The 14,546-nt window shown below is 74.1% G+C and carries 15 protein-coding genes; 6 read left to right on the top strand and 9 right to left on the bottom strand.

Annotation, left to right across the window (positions count from 1 at the left end; translation table 11 throughout):
- The 6 genes from ABZS66_RS54950 to ABZS66_RS54925 all read right to left on the bottom strand — a co-directional run.
- The coding region (locus tag ABZS66_RS54950; protein WP_354771817.1) for a permease prefix domain 1-containing protein at window positions 1-1,177 on the bottom strand (1,177 nt) is incomplete at its 3' end.
- Window positions 1,174-1,497 carry a PadR family transcriptional regulator gene (locus ABZS66_RS54945; RefSeq protein ID WP_354771819.1) on the bottom strand — a complete coding sequence of 108 codons (324 nt, stop codon included), beginning with the start codon at window positions 1,495-1,497 and terminating at the stop codon, window positions 1,174-1,176. The genes ABZS66_RS54950 and ABZS66_RS54945, both read right to left, overlap by 4 nt.
- Before the next feature lie 91 nt (window positions 1,498-1,588).
- Window positions 1,589-2,008 (bottom strand): hypothetical protein, encoded by a 420-nt coding sequence (locus ABZS66_RS54940; protein WP_354771815.1) that lies wholly within the window; start codon window positions 2,006-2,008, stop codon window positions 1,589-1,591.
- A gap of 30 nt (window positions 2,009-2,038) precedes the next feature.
- Window positions 2,039-2,566, bottom strand: coding sequence for a hypothetical protein (locus ABZS66_RS54935; protein WP_354771813.1), 528 nt, complete (start codon window positions 2,564-2,566; stop codon window positions 2,039-2,041).
- Window positions 2,567-2,602: 36 nt separating this feature from the next.
- Window positions 2,603-3,166: a hypothetical protein gene (locus ABZS66_RS54930; RefSeq protein ID WP_354771811.1), complete on the bottom strand. Its 564-nt coding sequence runs from the start codon at window positions 3,164-3,166 to the stop codon at window positions 2,603-2,605.
- 127 nt (window positions 3,167-3,293) lie between these two features.
- The gene (locus ABZS66_RS54925; protein ID WP_354771809.1) at window positions 3,294-3,959 is read right to left on the bottom strand and encodes a TetR/AcrR family transcriptional regulator; all 666 of its coding nucleotides are present in this window, start codon (window positions 3,957-3,959) and stop codon (window positions 3,294-3,296) included.
- Window positions 3,960-4,068: 109 nt separating this feature from the next.
- Between ABZS66_RS54925 and ABZS66_RS54920 the strand changes: the two genes are divergently transcribed.
- Window positions 4,069-5,037 (top strand): SDR family NAD(P)-dependent oxidoreductase, encoded by a 969-nt coding sequence (locus tag ABZS66_RS54920; RefSeq protein WP_354771807.1) that lies wholly within the window; start codon window positions 4,069-4,071, stop codon window positions 5,035-5,037.
- Here ABZS66_RS54920 and ABZS66_RS54915 read toward each other — a convergent pair.
- Window positions 5,007-6,041: a YbhN family protein gene (locus ABZS66_RS54915; protein WP_354771805.1), complete on the bottom strand. Its 1,035-nt coding sequence runs from the start codon at window positions 6,039-6,041 to the stop codon at window positions 5,007-5,009. The genes ABZS66_RS54920 and ABZS66_RS54915 overlap by 31 nt on opposite strands.
- A gap of 67 nt (window positions 6,042-6,108) precedes the next feature.
- On the bottom strand, window positions 6,109-8,238 hold the full coding sequence (locus tag ABZS66_RS54910) for an MMPL family transporter (RefSeq protein ID WP_354771803.1): 2,130 nt from the start codon (window positions 8,236-8,238) through the stop codon (window positions 6,109-6,111).
- A gap of 175 nt (window positions 8,239-8,413) precedes the next feature.
- Here ABZS66_RS54910 and ABZS66_RS54905 point away from each other — a divergent pair, with 175 nt between their 5' ends.
- The 3 genes from ABZS66_RS54905 to ABZS66_RS54895 are packed head-to-tail and all read left to right on the top strand — an operon-like array spanning window position 8,414 to window position 11,267.
- Window positions 8,414-9,556, top strand: coding sequence for a histidine kinase (locus ABZS66_RS54905; protein ID WP_354771801.1), 1,143 nt, complete (start codon window positions 8,414-8,416; stop codon window positions 9,554-9,556).
- Window positions 9,553-10,227, top strand: coding sequence for a response regulator transcription factor (locus ABZS66_RS54900; RefSeq protein ID WP_354771799.1), 675 nt, complete (start codon window positions 9,553-9,555; stop codon window positions 10,225-10,227). The genes ABZS66_RS54905 and ABZS66_RS54900 overlap by 4 nt, the downstream gene beginning before the upstream one ends.
- 23 nt (window positions 10,228-10,250) lie before the next feature.
- Window positions 10,251-11,267 (top strand): alcohol dehydrogenase catalytic domain-containing protein, encoded by a 1,017-nt coding sequence (locus ABZS66_RS54895; RefSeq protein WP_354771798.1) that lies wholly within the window; start codon window positions 10,251-10,253, stop codon window positions 11,265-11,267.
- Here ABZS66_RS54895 and ABZS66_RS54890 read toward each other — a convergent pair.
- On the bottom strand, window positions 11,248-12,204 hold the full coding sequence (locus ABZS66_RS54890) for an AraC family transcriptional regulator (RefSeq protein ID WP_354771797.1): 957 nt from the start codon (window positions 12,202-12,204) through the stop codon (window positions 11,248-11,250). The genes ABZS66_RS54895 and ABZS66_RS54890 overlap by 20 nt on opposite strands.
- Window positions 12,205-12,305: 101 nt before the next feature.
- Here ABZS66_RS54890 and ABZS66_RS54885 point away from each other — a divergent pair, with 101 nt between their 5' ends.
- Window positions 12,306-13,271, top strand: coding sequence for a helix-turn-helix domain-containing protein (locus ABZS66_RS54885; protein ID WP_354771795.1), 966 nt, complete (start codon window positions 12,306-12,308; stop codon window positions 13,269-13,271).
- A 51-nt stretch (window positions 13,272-13,322) separates the two neighbouring features.
- A partial coding sequence (locus tag ABZS66_RS54880; RefSeq protein WP_354771793.1) for an AAA family ATPase occupies window positions 13,323-14,546 on the top strand: 1,224 nt, incomplete at its 3' end.

The following is a 14,546-nucleotide window of genomic DNA, read 5'->3' as shown; positions in this document are numbered from 1 at the left end:
TGTTCGGGGTCGTGCCGTACTCGCTGATGCGGCCGGTGATCTCCAGCAGGACCAGCAGGTCGATGGCGAGGGCGCTGACCACCAGGGCCAGCTGCAGCCGGTCGAACAGGCCCGGTGGGCGCAGCGGGTCGCGGGCGCTGATGGAGTACAGCAGAAGCCCCAGCACGACCACGAGGAGCAGGTCGAACATGATGAGGGCCTCGCGCTCGACGTCGATGCCCGTGCCGGTGAAGCCGAAGGCGACCAGGAACGCCAGCAGCACCGCGGTGAACAGCGGCGTGAACAGGCGGGTGAGCACCGGGGCGATGTTCTCCACCACGCCCTGCTTGACCTCGACCAGCCAGCCCGCGACCGGCACCGCGGCCACGATGCCGCACGGCACCAGCCACTGCCCGATGAACCGGCCCGGCTCCAGGCCGATCGCGTTGAACGTGCCGGCGAAGAAGATGATGAGCACGCCGCCGCCGAGCGCGATCAGGACGTAGTAGACGAACCACTCGCCCGTGAAGCGGATGAAGTCCATCCGCCGCCGTGGTGAGCGCAGGTCGTCGGCGATGTAGGCCAGGCCGACGACCAGCCACAGCGCCATCGGCAGGTGCAGGGCGGTGATGACCAGGGACTGCGAGTCCTCGCCGAGCGGGTAGACGTTGGCCGCCACCGCGCCGAGCGCGAAGAGCCCGGCGACCACCGCGACCAACCACCGGTCGGCGCCGCGGCGCCAGGCGAGGAACGCGGCCAGCCAGGGCAGCGCGAACAGCGACATGTTGCGCGCGAAGAACACGTCGCCGTCGTTGTCGAAGTCGAGCCCGAACAGCGCCGGCACCTTCACCGACAGTGCCGCGCCGGCCGCGCAGCCCACCATCACGGCAAGGTCGCGCCGGCCGGTCGTCGGCGCGTCCGGCTCGCCGGTGAGCACCAGCTGCTTCCAGAGCCGCTCGGAGTGCTCGCGGGCGAACTCGCGGGACAGGGCGTCGAGGTTGCCCATCCGCTTGACCGCGACCAGGAACGCCTCGTCGGCGCTCAGGCCGGTCGCCATGAGCTGCTCGACCGAGCCGCGCAGGTGGTCCTCGAGCTCCTCGGCGTCGGCCGGGCCCAGCTCGCGGCGGCGCTGCACATAGGCCCGCCACTGCGCGAACTGGGCCTCCAGCTCCTCGGGCAGTTCGTCGGAGGCGGTCATGCCGTGCCCTCCGCCGTCGGGCCGGCGATCAGGCCGCGGACCTCCCAGAGGTCCTTCAGCGCGTCGACGACGGTGTCCCACTGGCGCCGCTGCGCGGCCAGCTCCGCCCGCCCGTGCTCGGTGATCCGGTAGTACTTGCGGCGCCGCTCCCCGGCGACCGCCTGCCAGCTCGACTCGACGTGACCGAGTCGCTCCAGGCGGTGCAGCAGCGGATAGAGCAGGCCCTCGGTCCAGTCGAGCTCCCCGCCCGACAGCTCGCCGATGCGCTTGAGGATCGCGTAGCCGTAGCTCTCGCCCTCGGCCAGGATGCCCAGCACCATCGGTGTCGCCGAGGCGGCGACGAGATCCTTGCCGACTTTGACCACGCGACCACATCCCACCTAGCAGTGGAATGCATAGTAGAGCTAGGTATCAACCGGCGGCAAGCTCCTGCGCCGCCGCCCGCAGGAGGCGGTTGACGGCGCCCCGGTCGTACCCGCGCAGCCCCACCGGCAGGCGGGTCTCGGCGATCGCCCGTGCCGCCGCGGCCCGGCGGGCCGGGTCGGTGCCGGCGAGTGCGGCCCGCACCTCGGTGAGCAGGGCGTCGGTCTCGGCCGGGCGGTAGCCGCGCAGCACGACCGACAGCTCCACCCGCGGCTCGGCGGGCGCCGCCACGGCGCCGCCACGACGCCGCGCGATCCATCCGTCGACCTGCTGCCGGTCGTAGCCGCGCAGCACCACCGTGAGGTTGCGGCCGAGGCGCTGCGGGTCCGCGCCGCCCTCGATCGCCCGCACCAGTGCGTCGACCTCGTACCGGTCGTACCCCCGCAGCACCACTTCGAATTCGACCATGCGCCCCATTGTCGGCATGGCCGCAAGCCCTCACACGGACAGCAGGCGGTCCAGGAGGTGCTGGTACTGCAGGACCGCGTCGCGCATGCCCTCCGTGCTGTCGGACGAGCGGGCGCCGGCGCGGGTGAACTGCTCCTCGCGGCTGTGGACGTTGTCGGTCAGGGTCTGGGCCGCCTCGTCGACCAGCTGCCGCGCGTCGGTCACCGTCGACTGCGGGTCCTCGACGAAGTGGGTCTGGATCTCGTGCCAGCGCTGGCGGAACTCGTCGGCCTGGGTGGACTCCCAGATGGGCTGGCCTTCGCCGGTCGTCGGCGGCTGCTGTGCCGCCGGCTGGCCGCTCGGCTGCGCCGTCTGCTGGGTCGTCTGCTGGGTCGTCTGCTGGGCCGGCGGCTGGATCGGCGGCTGGGCCGTCTGCTCGACTGGTGGTGCCGTCGCCTCCGGCGGGCGGGTCGGTGCCTGCGCGGGTGGCTGCTGAAACGACGGCTCCGGTGGCGGGGTGGCCGGCGGCTGGGGCGTCGGGCCGGTACGGATCGGGTCGGTCGGGTTGAAGTCGCGCATCGCGGATCGGGCCTTTCGTCCGTCGGGGCTGAGGGGTCAGCCGTGGGCCGGGTGGCCGCCGCGGCCCTCGCCGAGCAGGTCGGCGAACAGCGCGCGGTAGTGCATGAGCGCCTGGCGCAGCTGCTCCGTCGACGCCTGGCCGCGCTGGTTCACCTGGTTGATGTGGTGGGCCTCGCGGTAGTGGTCGAGCGTCGCGGCGTGCTCGACGCTGAGGTCCTGCACGCGGGTGTCGAAGTCGTCGGCGTCCTCGATCGGGTAGCCGCGCTCGGTCATCACGCGGGTGACGAGCGCGTCGGCCTCCCGGGTGGCGGCCTCCGGCTCCTCGACGAAGTGCGCCTGGGTGCGCTCCCACTGCTGCTGGTACCGCCGCCGCTCCTGTGGGTCGAGGTCCCGCAGTTGGAGGCCGGCGTGGCGCTTCTCGCGGGCCTGCAGATCGCGCTCGGCCGCGCGGCGGCTGGGCTGCTCGGCGACGACCCGGTCGTACTCGGCACCGAAACGCCGGCGGAGCTGCCTCGTACGCCGCATCTGGGCGACGGCCATGACGGCGATCACCACCACGAGCAGCACGATGACGATCACGGCGATGGCGGTCGAGGACATGAGCGTGATCCCTTCGCAGTCAGCCGTGCTCGACGCTAGCCCGCCCCGCGGTGACCGACCTCACCCGGCGCCGGTCTCCAGCGCGATCGGCCGGTACGCGAGCGCCCGCTCCACGACCCGACACAGCTCAATGGCGGGGTAGCACGCCCAGGAGGGTTGCGGTCAGGGCCAGCTTCAAGGAGTCCTTCAGCTCCAAGTGGAAGCGGGCCAGCTCGGGCTCGGCCCGGTAGGCCGCCCGCAGGCTGGGCGGGGGTGTGCTGTACGCCGACAGCGCGCCGGCCATGACCATGGTCTGCAGGCTGAACAGCGTTGCGTTCTCGCCCAGCTCCGGCAGGTACTTCTGGATCAGGGCGGTCATGGTTGTCAGGCGGTCCAGGGAGGCGCGCTTGTAGCGTGCTACGACCTCGACGGAGACGTTGTGTTCCAGGACGCTGCCCTGTGCGCCGAAGAGGTCGCACAGCACCACTCGGCCGGAGAGTGAGCGGCTGAGGACCTCGGCCACCGCTGCCGCCCGCTCGGCCATGGGCCGATTTTCGTCGATGCCGGCGACCAACTCGCCTGCCAGTTCCGTCAGCCACTCCTGCAGGAAGTGGTCGAGCAGTTCCAGCAGCACCGCCTCGCGAGACTCGAAGTAGCGCAGCACGTTCGGCTTCGCCAGGCCTACCCGGCGGCTGAGCTCGTTCAGGGTGACCGCGGCCACCGGCATCTCGTCGAGCATCGCCGAGGCCATGTCGAGGATCGCCCGTCGGCGGATCTCCCGCTGCTCTTCGGTTCGCGCCCGCTGGAACGTCACGATCGCCAGCCTAACTTACGTACCTGCGGTACGTTGACAACGTACCGAAAGTACTTTAACGTCGTCGGCACAAGATACCTTCGGTACGTTAGTGGGTTGGGAGCCTGACATGAGCGAGAAGTGGACGACGGCGAACATTCCGGACCAGCGCGGGCGGGTGGCCGTGGTGACCGGGGCCAACACCGGACTGGGGTACGAGACCGCCAAGGCGCTCGCCGAGCGCGGGGCATCCGTGGTGCTCGCCGTGCGCAACGTCGAGAAGGGCGAACAGGCCGCGGCCCGCATGACCGGCGACGTGACCGTGCAGGCGCTGGACCTGACCTCGCTCGACTCCGTCCGGACCGCGGCGGCGGCGCTGCGGTCCCGGCTCGACCGGATCGACCTGCTGATCAACAACGCCGGCGTGATGTACACCCCGAAGCAGACCACCCGGGACGGCTTCGAGATGCAGTTCGGCACCAACCATCTCGGCCACTTCGCGCTCACCGGGCTGCTGCTGGACCTGATGCTGCCGGTGCCCGGCTCACGCGTGGTGACGGTCAGCAGCACCGGCCACCGCATCCGGGCCGCGATCCACTTCGACGACCTGCAGTGGGAGCGGTCGTACAGCCGGGTCGGCGCCTATGGTCAGTCCAAGCTGGCCAACCTGATGTTCACGTACGAGCTGCAGCGCCGGCTCGCCACGCACGGCACCACCGTCGCGGTGGCCGCGCACCCCGGTCTGTCCAGCACCGAGCTCGCCCGCAACACCCCCGCGGCCCTCCGGCTTCCGCTCACCTGGCTCGCGCCGCTGATCACCCAGACGCCCGCGATGGGCGCGCTGCCCACCCTGCGCGCCGCCACCGACCCCGCCACGCTCGGCGGCCAGTACTACGGTCCCGGCGGACGCTACGAGGTCATGGGCCACCCCCGGCTGGTCACCTCCAGCCCGGAGTCCTACGAGGTAGCCGTCCAGCAGCGGCTGTGGGCCGTCTCCGAAGACCTCACCGGGGTGAGGTTCCCCGTCGTCCAGTCCAAGCAGGACGTCCGGGAGGAGCAGGGGCGGCCTCAGGTGGTGGCCGGGACCGGGGTGGGGTAGCGGCGGCGGATCACCAGCCAGGAGATCCAGCCCATGCCGATGATGAAGCCGAAGCTCACGATGCGGTACAGCACCACGGTGCCCACCGCCGTCGAGGTTGCGGTGCCGCCCGCGAGCAGGCCCAGGATCAGGGCGCTGTCGATGATGCCCAGGCCGCCCGGGATCAGGGTGATCGTGCCGGCGGCCATCGCGGCGCAGAAGGCCAGCAGGACCTCGTTCAGGCCGGTCTCGCCGCCGCCGCCCACGGCGCGGCAGCACAGCCACAGGCAGACGGCGTCGAGCAGCCAGTTCAGCAGCGCGTAGGCCGATGCCGCGACCGCGTGGGCGGGGCGGAGCCGGGCGGCGTGCAGCTGGTCGAAGAAGCCGCTGACGCGGTCCGCGCCGGTGTCGGCGGGGCGGCGGCGCAGGCGGTTCAGCGGGGCCAGGACCAGGCGGGAGACCGTCTCCGGGTGGCGCGCGAGGCGGCGGACGCCGAGGACCAGCAGGATGCCGGCGACCAGGAGGGCGGCCAGGTGGCGCCAGTCGGGGACGCCGCCGGTGGCCAGGGCGCCCACGACCGTCACCACGGCGAGCGCGGTGGCCGACAGGATGCCGGACAGGGCGATGCACCACGAGGCGACCGCCGGGGTGGCGCCGAAGCGGCGCATCTGCTGGTAGTTGAACCTGGTCGAGAACGCCGGGCCGCCCGGGAGGGTGGCCGACAGCGAGTGGGCCGCGTAGGCGAGCGCCACGTGCTTGTGGATCGGCGCGTGCACGCCCGCGGAGCGCAGCAGGCGGCGCTGCATGCGGGCGTACGCGCTCATCACGCCGAGCTGGGCCACGACCGCCGCGAGCAGCCAGCCGGGCTGCGGCCGGCCCAGCTGGTGCAGGGCGCCGGCCAGCGCCGGCCAGCCCAGCACCAGCTCCACCGCGAACAGCGCGAGCACCAGGGCCACGGCGACCGGCCGCAGCCAGCGCCGGCGGCGCGGTGCGATGACCGGCTCCGGCTGCAGCAGGGTCGTCATGGAACTCCAAACGCGTGGAAGGTGCTCGGCCGAACCTATCGGCAGCCAGGTGGCCGTCCCGAGCCGCTCACACCCGTACCAGCTCCGGCTCCGTGGGCGGGGTGGCCAGGCGGGTGCCCTCCACATCGACCGTCGGCAGCAGCCGGTCGAGCCAGCGGGGCAGCTTCCACGCGGATCGACCGAGCAGCGACAGTACCGCCGGAACGATCGTCATCCGGACCAGGAACGCGTCCACGGCGACCCCGAAGGCGAGCGTGAAGCCGAGGGACTTGATGATGCTGTTGTCGGCGAGGATGAACCCGGCGAACACCGAGATCATGATCAGGGCGGCGGCGGTGACGACCCGGGCGCCGTGGCGCATGCCGGCGACGATCGCGGCGTCGGGCGCGGCGCCGTGGACGTACTCCTCCCGGGTCCGCGTCACCAGGAACACCTCGTAGTCCATGGCCAGGCCGAACAGGATGCCGACGAGGAAGATCGGCATCATGCTGATGACCGGCCCGGTGCTGTCGAGGCCGAACAGGTCGGCGAACCAGCCCCACTGGAAGACGGCCACCAGGGCGCCGAAGGACGCGGCGACGGACAGCAGGAAGCCGAGCGTGGCCTTCAGCGGTACCAGCAGGCTGCGGAACACCAGCATGAGCAGCACGAACGCCAGTCCCACCACCACCGCGAGGTACGGCACGAGCGCACCGGTGAGCTTGTCCGAGATGTCGATGTTGATGGCGGTGGTGCCGGTGACCGCGAGGGCGGCGCCGGTGACGGTCGTGGCGCGGATCGCGGCGACGAGGTCCTTGGTCGCCTCGGCGTCGGGGCCGGTGGCCGGGATCACGGTGAGCAGGGCGGTGTCGCCGGCCGGGTTGACCGTCGGCGGGGTGACCGCAACCACGCCGGGCAGGTGCTCGACGGCCCGCTGCGCCTCGCCGGCGGTCCTGGCGACGCCCGGCCCGGAGACCACCACGAGCAGCGGCCCGTTGAAGCCGGCGCCGAAGCCGGCGGCCAGCTGGTCGTAGGCCGTGCGCTGGGTCGAGCCGACCGGCGCCGAGCCGTCGTCCGGCAGGGCCAGGCGCAGGTCGGTGGCCGGCAGGGCGACGAGCAGCGCGACGCCGAGGGAGAGCACCAGCGCGGGCACCCGGTGGCGCAGCACCAGGCGGGCCCAGCGCTCGCCGAACGAGACCTTGGCGGCGCGGTGCCGCTTGGGGAGCACCCGGCGGCCGGCGAAGCCGAGCAGCGCCGGCAGCAGGGTGAGCGTGATGAGCACGGCGACGGCCACGGTGCCGGCGGCGGCCAGGCCCATCGCGGTGAGGAACGGGATGCCGGCGACCGACAGTGCGGCGAGGGCGATGACGACGGTCAGCCCGGCGAACACGACCGCGGAGCCGGCGGTGCCGACCGCGCGGCCGGCGGCCTCCTCGGCGTCGCGGCCCTCGGTCCGCTCGTGCCGGTAGCGGGAGACCACGAACAGCGCGTAGTCGATGCCGACGGCGAGGCCGAGCATGGTCGCCAGGGCCGAGGTCGAGTCGTTGAGGTCGAGGAAGCCGGTGGCGATTTGGATGCCGAGCATGCCGAGCCCGACGCCGATGAACGCGGTGAGCAGCGGCAGCCCGGCGGCGACCAGCGAGCCGAACGTGATGGCGAGCACGAGCGCGGCCATCACCACGCCGAGCACCTCGGTCGCGCCACCTGCCTCGCCGCCGCTGACGGCGTCACCGCCGAACTCCACCTGGACGCCGTCCGTCTGGCCGGTGCGGCCGGCGGTCAGCAGCGCGGCCCGGGCCTCGTCGGTGACACCGGCCGGGCCGACCCGGTAGGTCACCGTCGCGTAGGCGGTGCGCTGGTCGGGTGCGATGGCGGTGTAGGGGTCGGCGACCGCGGCGACCTGCGGGGCGGCGCCGAGCGCGGCCACCGCCCGGTCGACGGCGGCGCGCTGCGCGGGGGCGGTGAGCGTCGCGTCCCCGCCGACGGTGAAGACGACCCGCGCCGAGGCCGAGTCGGCGGTGCCGAGGCCCATCTTCTCCTTGAGCACGTCCATCGCCCGGAAGGACTCGGTCCCCGGGATGGACAGCGTGTCGCTGGTCGTTCCGGACAGCGTCGCCGCGCCGACGCCGAACAGCGCCAGCACGGCCAGCCACAGGGCGGCCACCAGGCGGCGGCGCCGGAACGAGAACCGGCCGAGCCGGTACAAAAGGGTCGCCACGGTACGGGTCCTCCGCAGGGTCGGCAACGGGTACCGCCCCACGATCGCGGGAACCGCGCCGCGAATCGTCGTCCGTGCGCAGGCCGCACCTACCACCGTCGTGGTAACCGCTCCCGGTTCGCGTACTGCGGTTGCAGGACGTCGCCGGCCGCACCGTCGCATACCGTGGTCCGTGATGCGAGATCGTGTACTGGCGCTGCCGGCGGCCCACCGGGACCGGCTGCTCGACGGGCTGCTTGCCGCCGCCGCGGCCGTCCTGACCGTCGCCGCCCACCGGCCGGCCGGCGTGGCCTGGGCCGTCGCGCTCGCCGCGGTGGGTGCCGCCGGGATGCTCGCCCGCCGCCGCTGGCCGGTGCCGGCGCTCGCCGCTGTCACGCTCGCGCTGCTGCCGACCGTCGCCCTCGGCGGCACGTCGTCCGGGCTGGTCGTGACGGTCGGGGCGCTGATGTACAGCACCGCACTGCACACCACCCACCGCCGGCCGTGGGTGTACGGCAGCTGCGTGTTCTCGGCCGTGTTCGTCACCGGCCTGGTCGCCGACTTCGCCGAGTGGTGGAACCTCAGCACGCTCGGGCTGTTCACCTGGGTCTTCGGCTGCGGCGCGGTCGGCGACGCGGTGCGCAACCGGCGCGCCTACATCGCCGAGGTCACCGAGCGGGCCCGGCAGGCCGAGCAGACCCGCGAGGAGGAGGCCCGCCGCCGGGTCATGGACGAGCGGCTGCGCATCGCCCGCGAGCTGCACGACGTCGTCGCCCACCACATCGCCGTCATCAACGTCCAGGCGGGCGCGGCCGGCCACGTCCTGCGGGACCGGCCGGAGGCCGTCTGGCCGGTCCTGGAGCACATCCGGGAGGCCTCGGACACGGTACTGCGGGAGATCCGCTCGGTCATCGGCGTGCTGCGCGACCCGGGCGAGCTGGACGACACCGGGCCCAGCCCCGGCGTGGCTCGCATCCCCGAGCTGGTCGGCAGCCTGTCGGCGGCCGGGTTCGACGTGCGGGTCGAGGCGGACGGCGAGGAGCGGTCGCTGCCGGCGATCGTCGACCTCGCGGCCTACCGGATCGTGCAGGAGGCCCTCACCAACGCGCACCGCTACGGCGACGGCAGCGCCCGGCTGGCGATCCGGCACACCCCGGACGCGATCCTGATCGACGTGGTCAACCGGGTCGATCCGCGGCGCACCGGGCGGGCCGGGTCCGGCTTCGGCCTGCTCGGCATGCAGGAGCGGGCCAGCGCCGCGCACGGCACCGTCACCGCCGGCCCGGCGGACGGCGGCCGGTTCCACGTCCACGCGGTCCTGCCCGTGGCGGCGTCGTGACGATCCGGGTCCTGCTCGCCGACGACCAGGCGCTCATCCGGGCCGGCTTCAAGATGATCATCGACGCGGAGCCGGGCATGCAGGTCGTCGCCGAGGCCGGCGACGGCCGGGAGGCGGCCGAACTCGCCCGCACCGCCCGGGTCGACGTCGTGCTCATGGACATCCGCATGCCGGTCATGGACGGCCTGGAGGCGACCCGGCGGATCTGCGCCGACGACGCCCTGGCCGGGGTCCGCGTGCTGGTGCTCACCACGTTCGAGGACGACGACAACGTCCTGCTGGCCCTGCAGGCCGGGGCGAGCGGCTTCCTCGGCAAGAACGTCGCCCCGGCCGACCTGCTCGGGGCCGTCCGGGTGGTCGCCGCCGGCGAGGCGCTGCTGTCACCCACGGCCACCCGGGGCCTGGTGACCCGCTTCCTGGCCCAGCTGCGCCCGCCGGCCCCGACGACCACGGCCGCCCTCGACGTGCTCACCGACCGGGAGCGGGAGATCCTGGTGCTGGTCGCGCACGGCCTGTCGAACGAGGAGATCGCCGCCCGGCTGTTCCTGTCACCATTGACGGCCAAGACCCATGTCAACCGGGCGATGACCAAGCTCGACGTCCGCGACCGCGCCCAGCTGGTCGTGCTCGCGTACCAGAGCGGGCTGGTCCGCCCGGACGACCGGCTGTGATCCCGTCGATGAGGAGTTTGCATATGCGTGCGCTGGTGCTGACCGGGCCGCGCCGGGCCGAGGTGCGCGACGTGGAACCGCCCGCCGCCGGGCCCGGCCAGGTCGTCGTCGACGTCGAGCGGGCCGGCGTGTGCGGCACCGACGTCGAGCTGTTCACCGGCGAGATGAGCTACCTGCACACGGGCGCCGCGTCGTACCCGCTGCGGCCCGGCCACGAGTGGTCCGGCGTGGTCAGCGCCGTCGGCGCGGGCGTCGACCCGGGCTGGCTCGGCCGGCGGGTGACCGGCGACACGATGATCGGCTGCGGGCACTGCGACCGCTGCCGGGCCGGGCGCCACCACGTCTGCGCCCAGCGGCACGAGCTGGGCATCCGCGACGGCCTGCCGGGCGCCCTCGCGGAGCGGGTCGCCGTCCCGGCCGTCACGCTGCACGCCCTGCCGCCCACGATGGACGCGACGCTCGGCGCGCTCGTCGAGCCGGGCGGCAACGCGCTGCGCGCCGTCTCAGCCGCCGGTCTCGCGCCCGGTGAGCGCCTGCTCATCCTCGGTACCGGCACCATCGGCCTGCTCGCGGCGCTGTTCGCCCGGGCCGGCGGCGCCGAGGTACACCTCCTCGGCCGGGACGAGACCCAGCTGGACCTCGCCCGCCGGCTCGGCTTCGCCACCGCCTGGACGTCGTCGTCGCTGCCGGCGCTGCCGTGGGACGGCGTGGTCGACGCCTCCAACGCCCCGTCGCTGCCCGCCCTCGCGCTGGAGCTGGTCGAGCCCGGCCGGCGGATCGTCTACATCGGACTGTCCGGCACCCCGAGCACGGTCGACACCCGCGAGCTCGCCCTCAAGGACGTCACCGCGGTCGGCATCCTGGGCGCGTCGGCCGGGCTGGCGGGGGCGATCGCCGCCTACGCCGACGGCTCGGTCGACCCGCGCCCGCTGGTGGCGGCCACCGTCGGCCTCGACGAGGTGGCGGCCGCGCTGGCCGGCGAGCGGCCGCCGGGCGCGGGCCCGAAGCTCCTGGTCGACCCTACGAGCTCAGCGCGCTGAGCTGCTGCCACTCCCGGGGGCTGACGTCGTAGGCGGCCCGGAAGCGGCGGGCGAAGTGCCGGGCGTCCTTGAAGCCCCAGCCGTGCGCGACCCGGCCGATCGCGCCGGCGCCGGACGGCAGCCGGGCCAGCTCCTTGCGGGCCCCTTCGAGGCGCCCGCGCATGACCCACTCCGCCAGCTGCTCGCCCTGCTGGGCGAAGGCCGTGTACACCGCCCGCACCGACACCGCGTGCACCGCCGCGAGCCGGGCCGCGCTCAGGTCGGGCTCCCGCTGGTGCTGCCGGATGAACGCGGTGAGCCGCAGGAACAGGGTCCCGTTGACGGCCTCGACCGCCCACTCGTCCGGCCGGACGGCGCACGAGGCGATCAGCGCCCGGATCAGCTCGGTCGTCGAGGACCCCAGCATCGCCAGCGCCGGCCCGGGCGGCAGCGCGTCGATGACCGCGGGGAGCCCATGCAGGTGGCGGCGGGTCATCTCGTACAGCGGGCTGCCCGGCAGCCGCGGGATCGCCGACCGCACGGCGTCCACGGTGAGCCCGAGCTGCGCGTAGTCGACGATGACGGCCTGCAGCTCGGCCGGGCCGTCGACGAGGAAGTCGTACGGCGAGGTCAGGTCCACGAGCTGGAGCTCCCCGATGCGGTCGCCGTAGGGCAGGTCGCGGTGCTTGAGGCGCACCGAGCCGGACCGCGGCAGCCCCAGCGAGATCCGCTCGGGGGTGTCCGAGCGCAGGTGCCGGCCGGTCCTCGTCAGCCGGTGCCCGCCCGAGACGTGGTGGAGCAGGTCCGCGCCGGGGCCGAGGTCCCACCGGCTGATCCGTGACCGGGCGCCCGCCGCCGCCGACACGCTGGCCGGGGTCAGGTTCGTGGCGAGCGCCGCGCAGACGGCATCGGCCCGCTGACCCCAGGGCAGGCTGGTGGTGTCGAGGAGCACGGCCATCGCGGCCCCAGCATAGGTGAGCGCGGAAGTCGTGCACAGTGGGACTCAACCGTGCACGCACAGACCCTCGGCGGCGCGGTCGCAGGCAATACATTGACGCCGTGCTGGTGCTGGACACACACACGATGCCCGCGGGGGACCGGGCCGCGGCCTTCCAGGCCACGGTCAGCGGCAACTGCTCCTCGAGCCTGGCCCTGTTCGAGGACCCCGGCGCGATCCACGCGCGGATGACCGTCTCCGACTTCGGCCCGGCGAAGGTGTTCAACATCGACGCGTCGGGCACCACGCTGCGCCGCACGCCCCGCATCGCCCGGTCGTCGGACGAGACCTCGATCGTGCTGGCCCTGCCGATGCGCACCGACAACCACATGGCGTGGCAGCGCGAGGATCGGCTGTTCGGGCCGCGCGACCTCATCCTCGTCGACCTGTCGCTGCCGTACGTCTACGGCTGGAAGGGCACCGGCGCCTCCTACGCGCTGCACGTCGACGTCGACCACCTCGGCGTGCCCCGCGACATGATCCACGCCGCCGCCCGCGAGCTGCGCGGCAGCCCGCTCTACGAGCTGGTGCGCGACCACGTCGCCCGGATCACGGCCCAGGCCGAGTCGCTCGCCGCGAGCGCGGCGGCGCCCGAGCTCGGCGCGGCCTCCGCCGAGCTGATGCGGGCCCTCGTGGTCTCCGCGGCGGGCGACGGCGCCCGCCTGCGCGACGCGATGCACTCCTCGATGCAGGCGCGGGTCCAGGCGTACGTCCGCAACCACCTGCGCGACCCGGACCTGACCCCGGCGCGCATCGCCGCCGCCAACAACATCTCGGTGCGGGCCCTGTACAAGCTGTACGAGGGGCTGGGGGAGAGCCTCGAGCAGTCGATCATCCGGCAGCGCCTGCAGGGGGCCCGCACGGACCTCACGGCGCCGCGGCCGCGGTACACCTCCATCGCCGCGGTCGCCCGGGCGTGGGGCTTCTCGAACCCGAGCTTCTTCACCGCCAAGTTCCGCGCCGAGTTCGGCCTGACCCCCCGGCAGCTGGTGAGCGTGCACGCAGGCGGCAGAACCGTGCGCCTCTAGCACACTGCGGCCCCGCCGCCGGTGCGACAGTGCTCGCCGAAGGGGGGCGTCATGGTGCTGGAGCAGCAGATTCACGGCCGCGACCGCGAGCTCGCGGCGGTGGCCGACCTCCTCGGCGATGCCCGGGCGGGCCGGGGCGCCGCGCTGGTCGTGCGCGGCCACGCCGGGATCGGCAAGACGATGCTGCTCGCCGCGGCCCGGTGCGCCGCCGTCGACGCGGGGATGACCGTACTGCAGACGAACGGCGCCGCGGCCGAGTCGGCGCTGCCGTTCGCCGGGCTGCACCAGCTCCTCGCGCCGTTGCTGGGGAACCTGGACGCGCTCACCCCGCACCTGCAGCGCACGCTGCGGGGAGCCTTCGGCCTCGGCGCTGCCGGGGACGCCTTGTTCTCCGTCGGGCTGGCGGTCCTGGAGCTGCTCGGCGAGCACGCGGCCCGCACCCCGCTGCTCATCCTGGCCGAGGACGCGCACTGGCTGGACCCGGAGACCCTCGACGTGCTCGTCTTCGTGGCCCGGCGGCTGCGGGTGGAGCCGATCGCGGTGCTGATGGCGGTCCGCGCCGGGCACGCCGGGGTGCTCGCCCGCACCGGATTGCGCCGGCTGCACGTAGGGGAGCTGGACGACGAGGCCGCCCGCCGGGTGCTGCACGACCACGCCCCCGGCCTGCCGGCTGGCCTGCGGGACCGGGTCCTGGCCGAGGCGGCCGGCAACCCGCTCGCGCTCGTCGAGCTGCCCCGGCTCGTCGCCGCCGGCGCCGACGCGGGCCTGCCCGACCTGCCGCCGCTCAACGAGCGCCTCGAGTCGGCGTTCAGCGACCGCTTCGCGCAGCTGCCGGCCGCGACCCGGGCGGTGCTGGCGGTGTTCGCCGCCGACGCCGGCTGCCCGCTGCCGGTCCTGCTGGCCGTCGCGGGCGCGCTCGCCGGCGCCGAGGTCACCGCCGCCGCCATCCAGCCGGCCATCGACGCCGGCCTGCTGCAGGTGCAGGCCCAGCGGCTGCGGTTCCGCCACCCGCTCGTGCGCTCCGCGGTGTACCGCTCCGCCGGCGACATCGGGCGGCTCACCGTCCACGGCGCGCTCGCCGGGGCGCTCGCCGCGGCGCACCCCGGCGACCCGGACCGGTGGGCCTGGCACCGCAGCGCCGCGACCCTCGGCCCCGACGAGGCCGTGAGCGGCGAGCTGGAGGCGGCCGCCGGGCGGGCGGTGGAGCGCGGCGCGCTCGGCGCCGCCGTCACCGGCCTCGACCGGGCCGCGGAGCTCACCGCCGACCCGGCCCGC

It is taken from the genome of Dactylosporangium sp. NPDC005572, from assembly GCF_040605515.1.
GTDB lineage: Bacteria > Actinomycetota > Actinomycetes > Mycobacteriales > Micromonosporaceae > Dactylosporangium.
This window is presented reverse-complemented; position numbering and strand designations above follow the sequence as displayed.

Coding starts and splice junctions, on each gene's coding strand:
- ABZS66_RS54945 (WP_354771819.1), bottom strand. CDS start 1,497: ATGGTGCTGGGCATCCTGGCCGAGGGCGAGAGCTACGGCTACGCGATC.
- ABZS66_RS54940 (WP_354771815.1), bottom strand. CDS start 2,008: ATGGTCGAATTCGAAGTGGTGCTGCGGGGGTACGACCGGTACGAGGTC.
- ABZS66_RS54935 (WP_354771813.1), bottom strand. CDS start 2,566: ATGCGCGACTTCAACCCGACCGACCCGATCCGTACCGGCCCGACGCCC.
- ABZS66_RS54930 (WP_354771811.1), bottom strand. CDS start 3,166: ATGTCCTCGACCGCCATCGCCGTGATCGTCATCGTGCTGCTCGTGGTG.
- ABZS66_RS54920 (WP_354771807.1), top strand. CDS start 4,069: ATGAGCGAGAAGTGGACGACGGCGAACATTCCGGACCAGCGCGGGCGG.
- ABZS66_RS54915 (WP_354771805.1), bottom strand. CDS start 6,041: ATGACGACCCTGCTGCAGCCGGAGCCGGTCATCGCACCGCGCCGCCGG.
- ABZS66_RS54905 (WP_354771801.1), top strand. CDS start 8,414: ATGCGAGATCGTGTACTGGCGCTGCCGGCGGCCCACCGGGACCGGCTG.
- ABZS66_RS54895 (WP_354771798.1), top strand. CDS start 10,251: ATGCGTGCGCTGGTGCTGACCGGGCCGCGCCGGGCCGAGGTGCGCGAC.
- ABZS66_RS54890 (WP_354771797.1), bottom strand. CDS start 12,204: ATGGCCGTGCTCCTCGACACCACCAGCCTGCCCTGGGGTCAGCGGGCC.